Origin of the sequence: Dyadobacter linearis (assembly GCF_907165045.1) — a bacterium.
In the GTDB taxonomy this organism is placed as follows: domain Bacteria; phylum Bacteroidota; class Bacteroidia; order Cytophagales; family Spirosomataceae; genus Dyadobacter; species Dyadobacter linearis.
On the sequence record NZ_CAJRAU010000003.1, the window covers coordinates 819,399 to 837,130 of the forward strand.

Here is a 17,732-nt window from a genome sequence, read left to right on the forward strand (position 1 = left end):
AAAAATACTAAATTTCCCTCTCAGGACTTAGCTTTTTCTACAACTAATACGCTCATCTACCTTTCGGCACGCTGTAAGGGTCTTTTCGGTCGAAATGAATTTTCAGCCGGGAGGCAGGAAGCATATTCAGGAATCCTTTGGGCTCAATTCATCCACTGAGTCCGGAATTGACCCGACGTCTGGCCCATCGACTGGCTCTGTGACTGACTTTGCGACTGGCCATTTTCCAGCCCGAAATACATATTGAAAATCGCAGTATCGACTTCGTTGTTCTTGGTTTGGAAGGTATCGAGATAGTCGTGCAGGCCCGTCTTGAAGATTTCCTCCACGTCGGTGAATTCCAGCTCGCTACGGATCTTGCTCAATGCTCTTTCGGCTGGATTATTGTGCCCACGCTCAGGAATCGAGCCGCCGATCGCATACAAGGAAAGTTCAGCCTGGCGCACGCAATAGGCGATGGATCTCGGGAAAAGTTTATCCAGAATCAGGAAAGCCACGATATTCATGGAAGTAAGCGCCCGGTGCGTTTGCCGGTACATATTATAGGCGCTCACGGACTTCAAAACAGCAGTCCAAAGCATGAGATCAAGTGTGGAACCTGACGTGCCGGAGTCTTGCTGCAATGTAAAATATTTTACATCCAAAAACCGCGAACACTTATCACCACGCTCAATATGACGGCCCAATCTACCGAAATGCCACGCTTCGTTCCGCGTAATCGAAGTGTCCACTACCCCGTGAAAGAGCTGGCAGCTCTGCCGGATATCCGTAAAATAGGCCTGCATGTGGTCCATATTCCGGAATTTATCGGGCGAAGTGGCACGAATCGAAAGGTAAAATGTATTAATACTCTCCCACATTTCCTTCGAAATCGTCTCCCGGATCGTCCGCGCATTCTCCCGGGCCTCGTACAAACAGCTGATGATCGAGTTTGGATTGCGCTTGTCAAATGTCAGAAAGTGAATTACGTCCTCTTTGGTAGGCTTGTCGTAATATTTATAAAAAAGGTAATGATCTGCGGTCGCGATCAGCAGCGGCTCCCATTGTTCGTCCACATCGGGTGGCAAATCCAAGGCAAGATTAAAGTTAACTCCAACAAAACGGGCGTAATTTTCAACCCGTTCCATATAACGGTTCATCCAGTAAATTGAATTCGCAACTCGGCTAAGCATAAACGGCAAGTATTATCTCTAAAATGAATAATCAGAATATTTGTTAAGCAGTTCAACCAAAATACCTAATAATATTTTGCAAAAGCAATAGTATACGAAAAGTAATACTATATCTCAAAAGATTATCATTTGCGAAAAATAGGTCCGCAGACTTGGATTATTGGCGAAACATTTAAATTTTGTGAAATATCATCTCATAACCTAAAACCGGAGATCCCAGTGTCTAAAAAAGAAGAGTTTGTTGCCGCAATACAGAAATCCTACAAGACTGACAAACCTGTAATTCATCTGGGATCCGCTATTCTGGACGGTGAAATCATAAGCGAGGCAAAGGTAAGTCTTCCGCTGCGAATGATGAACCGCCACGGGCTGGTTGCAGGCGCTACCGGTTCAGGGAAAACGCGTACGTTACAGGTTTTCGCCGAGCAGCTTTCTGCGGCTGGTGTTCCTGTTTTTATGTCTGATATTAAAGGCGACCTGTCAGGAATAGCGCAGCCTGGAAAAACGAATGCAGCGCTGGAAGAACGCTCTCAGATCCTGGGAAATGTGTTTTCACCAAAAGGATATCCGGTCGAGCTCTATTCCCTGAGCGGACAGAAAGGGTCGCAAATGCGCGCGACGATCCTTGAATTCGGTCCTATTCTGCTTTCCAAGATTTTCGAACTAAACGATACGCAGTCTGGCGTTTTGGCGATTTTGTTTAAATATGCAGATGATAAGGATTTACCAATGGTAGATCTGAATGATCTAAAGAAAGTCCTCAATTATCTATCGGAAGGCCCGGGCGCGGCTGAGATTAAAGGCGATTATGGCAGTATTTCCAGCTCCACGGCGGGGACTATATTGAGAAAGATCGTTGCGCTGGAACAACAGGGAGTAGGAAGTATATTCGGTGAACGCTCTTTTGATATCAATGATCTGATCGATCGCGTTGACGGCCAGGGCATTATCAGTCTGCTGAATATCTCCGACGTGCAGGATAAGCCTGCATTGTTCTCCACATTTATGCTGAGCCTGCTTGCGGAGCTTTACCAAAAACTGCCGGAAGCAGGCGACCTGGACAAACCGAAACTTGTTTTCTTCCTCGACGAAGCACATTTGCTATTCAAAGACGCGCCGAAAGCGTTTTTAGACCAGATTGAGCAGGTGATCAGGCTTATTCGCTCCAAGGGAGTCGGCGTTTTCTTTTGTACCCAAATGGCGCAGGATGTTCCCGTTTCGGTACTTTCTCAACTTGGAAACCGCGTCCAGCACGTTTTGCGGGCATTTACGCCTCAGGATGCAGATGGTTTGAAGCAAACTGTTAAAACGTATCCAAAGTCTGATTTCTACAAGATCGACCAGGTACTTACTACGCTGGGAATTGGCCAGGCGCTGATTACCGTTTTGAATGATAAAGGTATTCCAACCGAGGTAGCAGCCACGCATTTGCTGCCTCCTACTTCTATTATGGGACCGATGGTGCAGGCGGAATATGACCAGCACGTGCAGCAATCGACATTATACCAGAAATATAAAGACCCTATTGACCCCGAAAGCGCATACGAAATGCTGACCCGCCGAATGGAGGAACACGCAAAAGTGGAAGCCCAGGTGAAAGAAGAGGTTCAGGAAGTAAAAAAGGGGAAGGAAGAAAAAGGAATGATCTCGGAGGCGCTCAATTCTCCTTTGGCAAAACAAATCGGAAGAGAAGTTGTGAGAGGCGTTTTCGGAATGCTATTTGGTAAAACCACCCGTTCCAGAACGAAGAAAACGGGCGGCTTTTTTGGCTTTTAATCCTCCTTACGCTTCCAACCTACCACACAACGGTGCCCGGTTAGCTGTCCCAGATTATGCTGCACATCTAACCGGGTTATTGCATTATCAAATGCATCCTTATATTTTTCGCGGAGCTCCCGCCTTTTGATCGCTTCCAGAAAGCGCCGCGCATCGTCTTCGTTTTCGAGCAGCAGTTCAGGAACCACCGTCGGTTTGTCGTTGTCTCCTTTTGCCACCATCGTCACATAGGAAGTATTGGTATGCCGCTGGGTTCGGTTGCGCACGTTTTCAGCGATCACCCGAATTCCAATCACCAGCGAAGTTCTTCCCACATAATTCACCGACGCGTGCAGGGATACCAGATCACCTACCTCGACAGGTTGCAGAAAATCAACTCCGTCCACAGAAACTGTCACGCAATAAGCCCCTGCGTGCCGCGACGCGCAGGTGTAAGCGACCTTATCGATCAGCGAAAGCAATATACCGCCATGTATTTTCCCGCCAAAGTTGGCGTAGGCGGGTATCATTAATTCCGTTAATGTACTTTGAGAATACCTTACCGAGCGTGGCTCCATGCTTTTGTCTATTTTTTCAGAAAAATCGTTTTGCCAGTTTTCGCCGATTCCTTCGCTATTTCGAGGATTTCGACCACGGTTACGTTCAACGGCAAACCGTACATATCGTTTTGTTCCAATTTCAATTTGCCCGTAACTACATCGGCCAATACTGAAAACGGATCTGTAAACGGAGCCGGGCGAGGATCGAGCTTGATCGTTTCTTCCGGCGTTTTTTCCTGCAACCGCTGGCGCACCACCGTTGGGTTTACGGCGACTGCGTATCCTTTGTTTCCATACACTTCCATATCCTTCCGCGCGAAAGACCAGTTCCAGGAACCCTGAATAATGCATTGGGATTTAGGATATTGCAGAATAATGGAAGCTTCATCGTCCACTTCCTTATAGATCTCCGGCTTATTTTGATGCGTCACCGCTGTAATCGAAATCGGGCGCTCGCCTTTCAAAAGCCACGTCATCAAATTGGCGCCATAACAACCAAAATCCACCAGCGCTCCGGCGCCGTTTTTGGCAGGATCAGTCAGGATTTCGAGAAACTCTTTACTTACCCCAATTTCTTTCGGCCCCTGGTGCCCGTCGTTGACCATTACTTTCCGAATATCTCCCAGCTTTCCTTCTTCTACCAGATCTTTCACATATTGATTGCTCGCATACCATGAAGTTTCGAAGTTGGTCAATACCTGGATTTCATTTTGTCCGGCCAGCTTTTGTATTTCCTTGGCGTCTGAAAATGTTGTCGCGAGCGGCTTTTCCACCATCACATGAATTTTCCTCGGCGCACAGGCGCGTACGACCATAATATGCTCACTGATCGCCCCAAACGCAGAAACCGCCTGCGGCTTGGTCTCGTCGAGCATCTTGTTGAGGTCGGTATAGAAGAGCTTTTTGTCGAGCTTATATCTGGATGAAAATTCGCTGACCAACGCAGGATTAGTCTCGTAAATACCTACCAGCTCAATATCCTTTTTCTCAGACCTGTTAAATATCCAGCCCACGTGCCCGTGCGTCAACCCGGCCACGGCGACTTTTACCGGAGCCTGCGCGATTGCCTGTATACTCATTATTCCAAAAATCAGAAATGCAAATAGTTTCATCATGGAGCAGTTTAGGACATTTTATCAATAATATCTTTAATCACCTCCTGGAAATAAGCGCCGTTGTACGGGCCGTACCAGTTCATCGTTTTGGTTTCGTACAAATCCCGGTCAAAGTATTTATCATGGGTAATGTAACCAATATATCCGCCGTTGAAGCTGGTAACCATCAGATTGAGTCCTTTCGTTTTAGCGTATGCATCAAGTCCGGCCACGAGCTCGCCTGAGAAATCGCAGGGCATTCCTACCATTAATATATTCCCGATACGCAGTGCTTTTACAAAAATCGGATATTCACCAAAAGCCTTTTTAAATGCCCACGAACGCATTACCAGGTTCATGGTCAACCTCGGACTGGGATCGCGGAGGGGAAGCGGCAATGTAAGAGATCGTATTGTATTTTGTTTGGAAGTCTCCTTTGAAGTAGCATCCGAGAGGATCGCATTCTGCACACCGAATGCCTGGTTTTTTATTTCGTCAAAATCGTCGGTACCGCTTTCAATAGGCCCCATACTGCCTACTGCACCCGCCATGTACATGGCAAAATTGTAGCGGCCTTTTTCCAGAGAATCTACCAGTGCGCCCGGATAGTCGCGAGAAAGCACAATATTTCTTGAACCCAAAACCGTAGAATGTGCCCCAAATGAGCTCAGAATAGCCTTTTTACCTGTTTTAGTTACAAACGCCGCTGACCGTATTTCAGGGTCAACCTCTCCTTCCTCCCCTACCAGCCGGTTCCTTATATCCAATGTGTCTATTGATTCCAGGTAAGTGAGTTCAACCGGTTCGAGTCTGCCTTTTGCCTCTTTAATAGCTGTGTAAAATGCATCGGCCAGGCGATCGACCATTTGGGGATCATATTTACCCGAAAAAAACAACGAAGAAACGCCGGTACCCCAGCCGCCTACACTATTATGCGTATGTGTAGCCCCGAAGAATATCTGATCAAACGGGACTTCTTTTTCTGTCAATCGCGATTGCAGCACTTTTACAACGGTAGGAGGAATGATGAGCAGATCTGCCGAAACAATAGCGGCCAGCGACTTTCCATTGTCCACTACCATTGCCCTCACATAAACAGAATCATGAATAGCAGTGTATAATTTGCCTTTTCGGTTACCATATCCCGCAGTTGGCGTCGGTGAGGAAGGGGTAATGTTGACCTTCGCCCAACCCGCCCTCAGCTGGCCGGTTGAATCGGGAGCGACTGGCTCAACCTGATTGATAATGCGCTTCCATTCCGCGTAGTAGGGCATTTCTTTGTACGGCGTTTTGTCCATCGTCGTGACGAGCACGGCGAGTATCAACACCAAAAACAATACGATCGAACCAATTATCCGGAGCAGAATTTTTAAAAACCTCATGGAGCATTTTGCGGATTAAACCTGTTTCACAAGCTGGATATTAGCGATCAGTTTTACATCTTCACCAATCACCAGCCCGCCCGAATCGGTGAGCTGCATATAGTTAAGCCCGAATTCCTGCCGGCTAAGTCTGCCTTCTACCTCAAAACCTACTCTTAATTTTCCCTCCGCATCCCGCTCGGAACCGCCATATTCAGCGTCGAGCTCAATTGGTTTCGTAATGCCTTTCAAAGTCAGCAAACCGGAGAGTTTATAATTGTCGCCTTTTACCTTATGGAAATAATTGGACTGAAAAGTAATGTGAGGATATTGCTCTGCGTCGAAAAAGTCAGCCGACCTCAAATGCGCGTCACGTGCTTCAATATTGGTATCAATACTGCTCACATCCAGTGAAAAGTGAATTTCAGCATCTTCAAAATTGCTCATATCAGAGGTCGCGCCGCCTTCAAAATTATTAAAGGAACCCGTGATCGAGGAAATGACCAGATGCTTGATTTTGAACTGAACCTCAGAATGTACAGGGTCTACGATCCATTTAGTTACTGCCATAGATTAAATATTTAAATGCTACAAATTCCTGTGAATGCCGAAAATAGCATTCCAGTCAGGAAACGCGTATTAATATGTTTTAATTCAGAACGTATAGCGGTTTATTGATAAGATAAATGGCACGTAATTTTTAAGTAATTGCCTATCGCTATATTTACTAAACATAAATCGATTCCACATGAAAATGAAGGGAAGAAGCATATTCACGTATGACGTGTATGCTCCCACTACGGTAACTACGATGTTACGTCCTCGTCGTCAGGAAGGACAATCTATAATGCAGGAAGGCTTTAATATTGAGCCGCAGGTACCATTTTCAGAATACATCGATATTTATGGAAATCCTTGTCAGCGCACGATCCTACCCGTAGGCAGGGTGGTGATCACGACGGAGGTGCAGGCGCAGGTGAATGCTACCAAGGCAATCCCAAGTCCGCCACCGGCTTATGTGCTCGTTGGAGATTTGCCCGATGAAGTAATGCATTATATTCTGCCAAGCCGCTATTGCCAGTCAGATTTGCACGAGATCAATATGCTTGCGATGGAAATTGCGGGCAATATGGTTCCTGGTTATGCGCAGGTTGAGGCGATCCGGACGTGGATACATAAGAATATTACCTATCAATATGGCGTAACCGACGCAAGTACTACTGCGCTGGATCTTGCAAGAAACAGGATTGGCGTTTGCCGGGACTTCACCCACCTCGCAATTGCGCTTTGCCGGAATCTGTGCATCCCGGCCCGCATGACGGTCGGTTACCTGGACAGACTGAAAGTCATGGACTTACACGCCTGGTTTGACGTTTATATCGGAGGAGATTGGTATACTTTCGACGCCGTACAGGAAAAAACCGAGGGTTACCGTATTGAAATAGCCCACGGAAGAGACGCCGCCGACGTTGCTATGGTCACCCAATACGGCAACGCCACTTTGCAATCATTGCACGTGGAAGCTTCGTTGATGGAGTGAGGGAGGAAAGGGAGGAAAGGGAGGATGGAGGAAGGTGGGAAGTAAAAATTAGGAGGGAGAAAAAAATATCTTCGTTTCTCCTTCCTACCTTCCTATCATACTACTTTCCTCCTTCCTCCCTTTCCTCCTTCCTCCTTCCTCCCTTTCCTCCTTCCTCCCCTTCTAAATAACCCCCAGTTCCTTACCGACTTTCGTAAACGCGGCTACTGCTTTTTCCAGGTGCTCGTGCTCGTGGCCGGCGGAGATTTGTACTCGGATCCTCGCTTTTCCTTGTGGTACTACGGGGTAGAAGAAGCCTATTACGTAAATTCCTTCGTCTAGTAACTTCGCTGCAAATTCCTGTGCAAGTTTTGCTTCATAGAGCATGATCGGCACAATCGGGTGCTCGCCTGGGAGAATATCAAATCCAGCTTCTGTCATTTCTTTTCTGAAATAGGCTGTGTTCCGTTCCAGTTTATCGCGCAGTTCGGTAGATGAAGAAAGCAGGTCTAATACCTTAATGGATGCGCCGACGATGGATGGAGCTAATGTATTTGAGAACAAATAGGGTCTCGAACGCTGGCGGAGGATCTCGACGATCTCTTTTTTAGCGGCAGTAAATCCGCCCGACGCACCGCCCAGCGCTTTTCCGTAAGTACCTGTGATGATGTCGATCCGCCCCATTACGTTCCTGAACTCGTGCGAGCCGCGGCCGGTTTTCCCCATGAACCCGCTCGCGTGGCATTCATCGATCATGACCATTGCCTGATATTGTTCGGCCAGGTCACATATTTTGTCAAGCTGCGCGATGGTTCCGTCCATTGAAAACACACCGTCAGTTACAACCAGGATTCTCCGGCTTCCTGTCGCGTCCTTCAACTGCTTTTCCAGGTCGGCCATATCGTTGTGCTTGTAACGAAAGCGTTTCGCCTTGCACAACCTGATCCCGTCGATCAGCGACGCGTGGTTCAGTTCGTCGGAAATGATCGCGTCCTGCTCATTCAACAAAGGCTCAAAAAGCCCACCGTTCGCATCGAACGCAGCTGCATAAAGAATGCAATCTTCGGTACCCAGGAACTCGGCCGTTTTCCTTTCAAGTTCTTTATGAATATCCTGCGTTCCGCAGATAAAGCGCACCGAAGACATGCCAAATCCATGCGTATTTATCGCTTCAATGCCAGCCTTGATCACTTCCGGGTGCGAAGAAAGACCGAGGTAATTATTGGCGCAAAAATTAAGAACATCCTTTCCGTCAGACGTTGCGATTTTCGCCGACTGCGGTGTTGTAATGATTCTTTCCTTTTTATATAACCCCGCTTCTTTGATCGCGTCGAGTTCTTTTTCGAGTTCTGCCTGAATGTTTCCGTACATGTTGAATGATTGAATGACTGAATGAGTGAATGAGTGAATGAGCCGCCGTGGAACGGTGAATGACTGAATGAGTGACCCGGTGAGGTGGCTGACCTTTTACCGGGATCTAATTGTCTCGTACTTTTTGGTTAGCTCCTTAATCATTTCCTGAGTCATTTTTTCGATGTTATAGGTCGGCCGCCAGCCCCAGTCCTTCCTGGCGTTTGCATCGTCTATCAGTTGCGGCCACGAATCTGCGATTTGCTGACGGAAATCGGGCTTATAAGTAATCTCAAAGTCAGGAATGATCTGTTTGATACTTGCCGCAATCTCCTCCGGAGAAAAACTGACTCCTGCCAGATTATAGCTCGTCCGAACCGCAATTTTTTCTTTCGGAGCTTCCATTAACCGCACCGTTGCGTCCATTGCATCCGTAATATAGATCATCGGCAATGTTGTATCAGCTTTCAAAAAGCATTCAAATACTTCTCCTTTTACTGCTTTGTGATAAATATCGACTGCATAATCGGTAGTACCGCCGCCGGGCATCGACTGATATCCGATAATGCCGGGATAACGCAGCGAGCGAATATCCATTCCGTATCTTTTAAAGTAGTAATTCGACCAGTTCTCCCCCGCCACTTTACTGATCCCGTAAACGGTCGACGGATCAAGGTAAGACCATTGTTCGGCTTTCGTATCCACCTGCTCTCCGAAAACGGCAATAGAGCTGGGGTAAAATATCTTTTCAACCTGATTTTCGCGGGCTACTTCGAGTACATTAAAGTAGGTTTGCATATTAATATCCCACGTTTTCAGCGGCTCCTGCTCTCCTTTTGCCGACAGAATCGCGGCGAGGTGATAGATCTGCGTAACCTTATATTTCTTGACAAGACCGGCAAGCGCCTGCGCATTCGTAGCGTCCAGCTGTTCAAAAATGCCCGTTTCAATTTCCGGCTGCCGAATGTCCGAAGCAACTACGTGACCTACGCCATAGATCTCGCGCAGGTATTCGACCAGTACAGAACCTATTTGACCATTTGCGCCGATTACGAGGATATTTTCCGACTTCATAGAGATCATATTTTAAAGCATTTATCACTTGCAATTTCTTATTTAAGAAACGTATTCTCAATAAATGAGGCATTACGCAGTAAATATTCCTGCACAATCCCATATTTACCTAAAATATTACTTTACGGAAACTATCAAGAGGCTTCGCGCAGCAAATATTATTGCACCATGGAACAGTTGGATAAAATTGATACCAAAATACTCCGCATCCTGCAAAAAGATGCAAAAAAGACGACGAAGGAAATAGCGACAATGCTGAATCTGACTATCTCGCCGGTTTATGAAAGGATCAGGCGGCTTGAAAGTATGGGGTTTATTAAACAGTACGTGGCGATACTCGATAAAAAGCTGATCAACCGCCAGGTTACGACGATCTGCCAGGTATCAATGCGGTACCACAATGAAGCGTTTATTGAAAAATTCGAGCAGGAAATCCAGAATCTGGACGAAGTGCAGGAATGCTACCATATGGCAGGACAAGTTGATTTTCTACTAAAAATCAACGTCGCAAGCCTCGATGAATACCATGATTTTGTTAAATATAAACTCTCGAAAATCGACAATATAGGCGTGCTTAACTCGACTTTCGTATTGAAAGAGATCAAACACACCTCCGAGTTTTATATTTGATAAAGGGAGCAGTCGCTAAAAATTTCGTTTGCCTACTTGGAAAGAAAACTGCTTGCTGCCCGCGACTCCGGAGGGAGTAATACCCTGAATAACAACCTGGTACTTGCCGGTTTGGTCCGAAGTGTAGAACTCCACAGAAGCCTTTCCGGTTTTGTCGGTTACGACGTTCGGTGCCCATAAGAGCAGGTTCCTGAAATCGGGAATGCGGCTGTTTGCATTTCCGCCGTCGTATTTGGGTGCATAAAATTCACGTTGCGCCTGCACGCCTTCGTAAGGAACAACCAGCACTCTCGGGTCCAGCTCGAAGCCCGCAAGATCATTGCCATAAGTAGAAAAGCTGACAACGCCTGTAAAAGTCATCGGACCCAGGAAGTACCGTGCATTCAAAACCTCTATCTTCTTGATTTTCAGCGGATCGAATTCCATGATCTTGTCGGCATCGAAAACGGGAATTCCATCGACAAGCATCAAAGGATCGGTAGTGTAAAACGTATTGGGCAACAACTTATCGATGATCCGGAAATGAAATTCCTTCTGCCTTCTCCGCACCAGTACACCCTTTACATATTCCCTTAAAACCTCTTCCATAGTAGGAAAGCGGGTAAAATCGTCGAGAAAGTATTTTTCGTCGGGCATTCCAAAGAACGCGAGCGAATCGGCAAGTTTTACTTTTTTCTGATTGTAAACCCTGGGCAGGTAAGAGTTAGCTGTCTGCATATTGATCGTACGCGTCAGCAGTTGGTTTTCCAGCGTTTTGTCGAAAAAGAAAGCCGGCAGTGGGTTTTGTGAATATTGCTTGGAGAACGGACTGGCTATTTCAATTTTGTAGGTCGAATCCATTCCCAGGTTCGTCTGGACCGTAATTTCTTTGGGACCGATAAACCTTCGTACTTCGAAAGTCACTTTCCCTTCCTGATCACTCTGCGCCCCGTATAACAGTGCCGGAACGTCCAGTGCAGCCAGAAATGCATCCCTACCTTTCGCAGGATTACCGGTCTCTCTATCAACGATCTTTCCGGTAATAAAATGGCCGTCGTGCTCGGGTATATTGGTATACTTGGGCGGCTGGTTTCCAAACACATTATCCCACTGCAATCTGCGCCAGCCGTGCGTGAGCATCAGGTTATCCAGTTGCTGATCAGCCTCTTTTGTTGTATTACTGAAATAATATTCAGGAGATTCGACCGTACCTTTCAGGTCGGAAGTGAGCCAGAGGTAAGTATTGATATTCTGTTGCGGATCACCTTTAATGGAGTCGTCCAGATATATCGCAACCGAAAGATTCGACATTTGATCGGCGGCAGCAGCGACGGAGGAAGTCAGGTTCAGCGTCACTTTTTCCCGCGTGATAAAGGTTTTCGCGAGTTGTGCGTCTATATTCAAATTAGCTTTCGGGCGCTTGAAGTACAGCCGCTCGGTGACCGGTTTAACCTTTTCATTAAATATGGTAATGTGTGAAATTCCTTCTCCCAACTTGCTTTTATCGAGTAAAAACACAGCCCGGTTTCTCACAATAGGCTTTTTTTCAATGACAGGATTATTCTGTCGCGTGTGACTGAGCATGTAAACGTAAGTGGGTTCGTCGGTATTCAGCCGCGCAAAAACGGTTACTTTCAGCCAGGTATCTGTCGAATCCTTCACCTGCATCACATAGCCTCCTTCTTCCACAGCCGGAAAGGGATATTCTGCTCTGGTACCTTTGGAATCGGTCACGAATGCTTTGTAAGTTTCGCCTTCTTTTGGGGTAAATGTAAAAGTCCCTATTCCATTCAACCCGGGCGCAAACTTCTGAATAGTATCATTTTGTGCATTCACTATTGCCCCGTTGAAGCGTATTCCTTTTCCATCCTCGGCCACGGCCCTAAAAGCAATTTTACTCTCAATACCCTTTACCAGCCTTCCACCTTCCGGGAACAACTGAAAATCATACCGCAGATTATCCTTTACAAGCCGGTCGGGCTCAAATCGGATAAAAGGATTCACAACCGTAAAATCACTTTCAAAAAACTGGTCGACACCAAAATTCTTCATCCAGTTGGTGTAGCAGCGCACTTTGTACTTGCCGCTCACGATCGTCGCGGGCAGCTGTACCGAACCATTTCCCTGGCCCGTATTCATTGAAAATTTCGTTTGAACTACCGGATTATTTTCAATATCAAGCACTTCCAGATACCCGACTTTGCTCAGGTCAAGAAACCGGTGCGTGGCGCCATTCAGCAGATAAGCTTTGAACCAAAGCGTTTCTCCAACCAGATAAAAAGGTCTGTCCAGGTGCACGTACATCTTTTCCTGCACGGCCCTTTCGCTGTAAAGTCCGAAGCGCTGCTTCATGGAAGTTACCATCGCGTCGTCCTGCGCAGCCACGATCAGCGGGGCAGCAAGCAGCAGACAGATATAGGTAAAGATTTTTGTTTTCATTTATATATTAAAATGATCATTTCACCAAAACGGCGGTCTTCTCGTTGTCCCGCCCTGTGTCCGGCAGTCTATGCAACTGGCAGGCGCACCTAAAATGTACTCGGCGAGCTCGCCTCCGTAGGACATCAGCAAAGCGGTAGTTTCCAGCGCGCATTGCCTGTCGCTCGCCGGTCTACAAGTAATATCAAAAGTATCGGGCGGCATACAGCTGGGATAATTACCCAGGTTAGGCGCGATCGTCAGCCGCTTTACCTGCTCAGTAGAAGCACTGAAATAGCCGAAAACGAGCTCTTTCGGATCTTTTACATTCTGAAAATTTCCCGTCACCTGCGAAGGCTGGGGGTCAAAAAGGCTACCGGTACCCTGAGTCGTTTTCGCCAAGCTGGTCCAATATTCGAATGCAGGGCGGGACAATGCATATTGCCGCACCAGAACGCTGTATTTAATGTAAAGTTTGTTGGTTGAAACGGGTACTCTGAATAGCGGGAGATCTTTGATCACGTCGCTGGTCAGCTTGATCGTACTGCCCAGCAATATACTGCCCGACTGCGCTGTGCTCCAGCATCGGTTGATATCGTCTTTCCTTGGAATGATCTTCTTGTCAACTACTTCGAGATAAGAATAGTAGGCGGACCGGTATTCCCATGTTTCCTCGAATTTCCATCTGTAAAAATGGGTATTGTTATTCGGATCGTGGGTATTAACGTAAAATACCATCGCATTCTGCCCCTGATCATACCGATTGGCCACACTGTCTATCGGCGGCGTCGCAGTAACATCTACATATTCAGACAAATATTCTTTTCCGTCTACAGTTTTGACCCGCAACCGGTATTTGGCCGCCGGATTGTATGCTTGGGGAGGCAAAACGTAAGAGCCGCCGCCGACTTCTGTAAAATTGTAGGTCTCCCCGCCCTCCGACTCCACCGCCAGCGACGCCATGATCTCACCATAGGAAGCTGCGGTTTCGTTCACATTCTGGGTTCTCCTCAGCGAGATCCGGGTTGTATCCTGACCGACATTTAAAAAACCGTCCACCACAAGGTGGTTTTCCACAGAATTTATTTCCGGAGGAGAAAATGGTTCAATACAACTGTCCAGAAAAAGCAGCAAAGCAAAAAAACTAAGCTTGATCAGGAAATATCTCATACTACTGTTTTCTGTTTTAAAATCTGAAATTGTAGGTAATAGTAGGGATCGGCTGTCCGAAAATAGAGAGCTGGTAACCATTTACCCTCCCGCCGACAGTCTGGAAATAAACTGACGTAGGATTTTTTCTTCCAAAAAGATTATAAACTGCCAGCGTCCACGAACTGTGCGCCAGCTTCCTGATCTTATGGTTTCCTTCAATATTCATCGCCAGATCTGTCCGGTAGTAATCCGGGATCCTGAACTGGTTTCGATCTGCGTAATATACCCGCTGCGCGCCATCAATAATGTACTTTCCGATCGGTGGCGTGTACGGCCTGCCTGTACTATAAGTAAAGTTGAATGAAACGCTGAACCGGTGTGACAACCGATAGTTGGAAATCAATGTAAAATCGTGGGGCTTATCGTAGTTGCTCGGGTAAAAGTTACCGTCGTTTGGCGCATCAGGAGACTCCCGGTCGATCGCCCGCAACAAAGTTCTTGCGTAAGTATATCCCAACCAGCCGTTTAGCTTTCCGGTCATTTTCTTGATCATAAATTCCACTCCGTAGGCTTTCGCTTTTGTATTCAATACCGCAGCCTCAATATTGTGGTTCATGATCAGCGAATCGCCGCCTTTATAATCAAGGAAATTCTGAATATTCTTGTAATAACCTTCCAGTGAAACCTCAATTTTATTACCTCTGAAATTACGATACAGTCCCAGCGACAGCTGATCCCCGATCTGAGGCTTAATATAAGGGTCGCTCAGCTTCCAGATATCCGTTGGCGAAACGGTCATTGTATTGGTCAGCAAATGAATATACTGGCGTAAAGTATTGTAGCTGAATTTAAGGGAAAGATTGTCGAAAACGCTGTACCGGACCGAGGCGCGAAATTCCGGGCCGCCATAAGTTTTGATATTCTTGCCCGACTTATATTCCTGAACACCGTTTTGATAAATGTAGTCGATCGGCAATCCTGGCACATAAGTATTTACGCTCCTCGGACCCAGATATTGAAACAACGAATACCGGATTCCCGCCGAGACCGATAACCTGGGGCTGACTTCATATTTGTCTTCCAGGTAAATCGCGCTTTCCACCGCCTGCTCAGCCTGTAGTTCGTCTGGAACGATCAGTGATTGGCTGCCTCTGGGCTGAAAGGAGCCTGGATTAAGCTTGTAATAAATGCTGCTCAGCCCAAATTCAAGCGTATGTTTCGGGTTCAGGTTATAGCTGAAATCCGCTTTGAAATTGGATTGGTTGATGTTGAATTTGAGGTCAAATGCATTGAGCGGCAAACCTTCGGCCTCCATCGCATATTGATATTTGCTGTGAGAAGCTGTTAGTACACCGTATAATCTGGTATTGAAAGTATGTTTCCACTTCAATGAAGCGAGCTGGTTCTGGTAATTGTATAAGGTATCGCCGTACAATTTGAACCGGTCGTCACTGGTATATCCTGTCAGGAACAAGCTGTTTTTCTCATTGATCTCGTGGCTGATATTCAGATTGACATCGTAAAATGAGGCTGAGCTTTTGTTATAATTTTCATTATCCAGCGCTTTGATCACCCAGTTTGAGTACGTCGAGCGGCCACCGAGCAGGAAGGACGTTTTATCCTTAACCAATGGACCTTCCAGTGTCAGCCTGCCGGTTACCAGACCGATCCCGCCGGAAGCAACAAACTTTTTCTTATTTCCGTCGCGGCTATTAATATCCAGTACAGAGGATAGCCTGCCGCCAAATTTGGAAGGAATCGTACTTTTATATAACTCCACATCCTTTAATACATCGGGATTGAATGCAGAGAAAAAGCCGAAAAGGTGGGAAGGATTGTAGATAACCGCATCGTTGTATTGGATCAGGTTCTGGTCCGTCGAACCTCCGCGAACATTTAAACCCGTACTATTTTCTCCCACTGATTTAATCCCAGGGATCGTCAGAATGGTTCTTAGCAAATCGGTTTCGCCAAAAACGGTGGGCACCTGTTTCAGGTTTTTTATAGTCAGCTTTACCGTTCCCATTTGGGTACCAACCACATTTTTATCCATTCCGGCTTTGACCGAAACTTCCTTCAATGCAATAACGCTTTCCCGCATTTCCACGTCCAGCTTTCCATCCGAATAGAGTACGATCTGGCGCTGGGTTTCCCGCATTCCGGTACTTCTGATCCTGAGTATCTGCTTTCCGCGGGGAAGTGTAAGCGAATAAAAACCTAGTGCATCGGTAGTAACGCCAATATTCGGTGAGGCAATAAAAACCGCGGCGCCGATGACCGGCTCACCAGTGACAGCATTCCGGACATACCCTGTTATTGTGGAATTCCCCGGCGTGATCCTGTGCTTTCGGACTCCAATTTCGTGGATCTTGCTCTCGGCAGTCGACAGTAATTTCTCTTTGGCATCGTCTCCCGGCCCCACGTAGGTAATCGAATCATTGTCACTCGCTTTGTCAGGATCAAAAAGGCCCGGAGTAAGCTGGGTAATAATTCTTTGGCCTAATGTGATAAATATCCTTTTCTGCGCGTCAATCGCATATTCGAATTCAGAGCCTTTGAAAACCTGATCCAGTACCTCTCGTATCGTCAGGTTCTGAACATTCAGGTCAAGGGTAAGGCTGTCAAAACGGCTGGCGTCGTAATAAAGATAGTAACCCGTCTGGGCTTCCACTTGCTTCACAAATTCGTCGAATCTGGCGGAATCCAGCTTTACGGTAATTTTCTTTTCAGTTGTACCCTGCCCTTTTACCAGGTTGGAGGCGAACAGAAAACTGATAGAAATAAGCAGAGGTAAAAGTATTTTCATGGTTTGGCTAATTCGTCGTGAGTGGAAACCATCTTCGCTATCGCCGCGTCCTTTTGCTTCCTGAAACTGAGCTTTCCGTCCCTCAGTGCCTTGCGCAACTCTTTTTTGTGTTCGGGAAAAAGATTGAGTACAGCTTTTTTTGATTGCGTTGCGTGGTATTTACCATCCTTGAATACGTAGAAATAACTTTTCTGAGGATAAAGCGCAATCACGCGTTTGTCAACGATTTTCTCCTGCCGCTGTTTCGCTCTCCTCGCAATCGTGCGCGACTGGCCGTCGTAGATAATATCATAAAAGCCTGTCCGCATTTGCGGATTAATATCCTTGCCGGCCTCCATTCGGACGAAATTGTGATCGCCGAGCATAAAGAAATCTACTTTCTCAGATTGCAAAAGCAGGTGATCCCCATTGAAGTGTTTGATAACCAGCTCGTCCCGAAAAATATCATAGATCATCGGAATGCTGTCAAATTGCTGTTCGTCGTACCTGACAACTCCTTTGCGCCATTTCCTGTCGTCAAAAAACTGATGCTCATCGTTTCTTGCATCATACAGATAGTATTGCCGCCCGTTGTAGAGATTTTGAGAAAAGGCAGTTGCTTGCTTGTATAAGGAAACAGGCTGAGCCTCCGGTGGAGCTGCGGTCGAATTGGCCTGAATATCCTGACCAAAGGATATACCGATGACGCCAATGACTAGAAAAAATACAAAGGTAAAATGCGACATGCACAATATTTTTTAGAGCAATACTACGAAAACCTATTGATTTGTTGCTATCCCGGGGCTAAGTATTAAAGAAGTGATCGTAAGTTACTTACTTCATAGTTAATGTATTTATTTATCGTAACCTTCTCATTTACGAA

At 46.5% G+C, this 17,732-nt stretch carries 14 protein-coding genes; 3 read left to right on the plus strand and 11 right to left on the minus strand.

Features of this window, described 5'->3' with window-relative positions:
• Positions 1-143: 143 nt before the first annotated feature.
• A complete protein-coding gene (locus KOD92_RS13815) occupies positions 144-1,172 on the minus strand; it encodes an alpha-E domain-containing protein (RefSeq protein WP_215234152.1) in 1,029 nt (342 codons plus the stop codon).
• Positions 1,173-1,391: 219 nt separating this feature from the next.
• Here KOD92_RS13815 and KOD92_RS13820 point away from each other — a divergent pair, with 219 nt between their 5' ends.
• On the plus strand, positions 1,392-2,948 hold the full coding sequence (locus tag KOD92_RS13820) for a helicase HerA-like domain-containing protein (protein ID WP_215234153.1): 1,557 nt from the start codon (positions 1,392-1,394) through the stop codon (positions 2,946-2,948).
• Here KOD92_RS13820 and KOD92_RS13825 read toward each other — a convergent pair.
• The 4 genes from KOD92_RS13825 to KOD92_RS13840 are packed head-to-tail and all read right to left on the minus strand — an operon-like array spanning position 2,945 to position 6,512.
• Positions 2,945-3,505 (minus strand): acyl-CoA thioesterase, encoded by a 561-nt coding sequence (locus KOD92_RS13825; protein ID WP_215234154.1) that lies wholly within the window; start codon positions 3,503-3,505, stop codon positions 2,945-2,947. The two genes, KOD92_RS13820 and KOD92_RS13825, sit on opposite strands and share 4 nt — an antisense overlap.
• 8 nt (positions 3,506-3,513) lie before the next feature.
• Entirely contained in the window at positions 3,514-4,599 is a 1,086-nt protein-coding gene (locus KOD92_RS13830) for a Gfo/Idh/MocA family protein (protein WP_215234317.1), read from the minus strand.
• 11 nt (positions 4,600-4,610) lie between these two features.
• Positions 4,611-5,963 carry a neutral/alkaline non-lysosomal ceramidase N-terminal domain-containing protein gene (locus KOD92_RS13835; protein WP_215234155.1) on the minus strand — a complete coding sequence of 451 codons (1,353 nt, stop codon included), beginning with the start codon at positions 5,961-5,963 and terminating at the stop codon, positions 4,611-4,613.
• A 15-nt stretch (positions 5,964-5,978) separates the two neighbouring features.
• Complete coding sequence (locus KOD92_RS13840) at positions 5,979-6,512, minus strand: YceI family protein (protein WP_215234156.1); 534 nt, start codon at positions 6,510-6,512, stop codon at positions 5,979-5,981.
• A 178-nt stretch (positions 6,513-6,690) separates the two neighbouring features.
• Here KOD92_RS13840 and KOD92_RS13845 point away from each other — a divergent pair, with 178 nt between their 5' ends.
• Positions 6,691-7,482 (plus strand): transglutaminase-like domain-containing protein, encoded by a 792-nt coding sequence (locus KOD92_RS13845; RefSeq protein ID WP_215234157.1) that lies wholly within the window; start codon positions 6,691-6,693, stop codon positions 7,480-7,482.
• A 162-nt stretch (positions 7,483-7,644) separates the two neighbouring features.
• On the opposite strand, the gene kbl is transcribed toward KOD92_RS13845, so the two are convergent.
• Both kbl and KOD92_RS13855 read right to left on the minus strand, forming a co-directional pair.
• Entirely contained in the window at positions 7,645-8,832 is a 1,188-nt protein-coding gene (gene kbl / locus KOD92_RS13850) for a glycine C-acetyltransferase (protein ID WP_215234158.1), read from the minus strand.
• 96 nt (positions 8,833-8,928) lie between these two features.
• Positions 8,929-9,885 (minus strand): NAD-dependent epimerase/dehydratase family protein, encoded by a 957-nt coding sequence (locus tag KOD92_RS13855; RefSeq protein WP_215234159.1) that lies wholly within the window; start codon positions 9,883-9,885, stop codon positions 8,929-8,931.
• A gap of 168 nt (positions 9,886-10,053) precedes the next feature.
• Between KOD92_RS13855 and KOD92_RS13860 the strand changes: the two genes are divergently transcribed.
• Positions 10,054-10,515 (plus strand): Lrp/AsnC family transcriptional regulator, encoded by a 462-nt coding sequence (locus KOD92_RS13860; RefSeq protein WP_215234160.1) that lies wholly within the window; start codon positions 10,054-10,056, stop codon positions 10,513-10,515.
• A 15-nt stretch (positions 10,516-10,530) separates the two neighbouring features.
• Here the strand turns inward: KOD92_RS13860 and KOD92_RS13865 are convergent, their stop codons facing one another.
• The 4 genes from KOD92_RS13865 to KOD92_RS13880 are packed head-to-tail and all read right to left on the minus strand — an operon-like array spanning position 10,531 to position 17,595.
• On the minus strand, positions 10,531-12,933 hold the full coding sequence (locus tag KOD92_RS13865) for a hypothetical protein (protein WP_215234161.1): 2,403 nt from the start codon (positions 12,931-12,933) through the stop codon (positions 10,531-10,533).
• 21 nt (positions 12,934-12,954) lie between these two features.
• A complete protein-coding gene (locus tag KOD92_RS13870; protein ID WP_215234162.1) occupies positions 12,955-14,082 on the minus strand; it encodes a DUF4249 domain-containing protein in 1,128 nt (375 codons plus the stop codon).
• A gap of 16 nt (positions 14,083-14,098) precedes the next feature.
• Entirely contained in the window at positions 14,099-16,870 is a 2,772-nt protein-coding gene (locus KOD92_RS13875; RefSeq protein ID WP_215234163.1) for a TonB-dependent receptor, read from the minus strand.
• Entirely contained in the window at positions 16,867-17,595 is a 729-nt protein-coding gene (locus KOD92_RS13880) for a hypothetical protein (protein WP_215234164.1), read from the minus strand. The genes KOD92_RS13875 and KOD92_RS13880 overlap by 4 nt, the downstream gene beginning before the upstream one ends.
• Between the last annotated feature and the right edge of the window lie 137 nt (positions 17,596-17,732).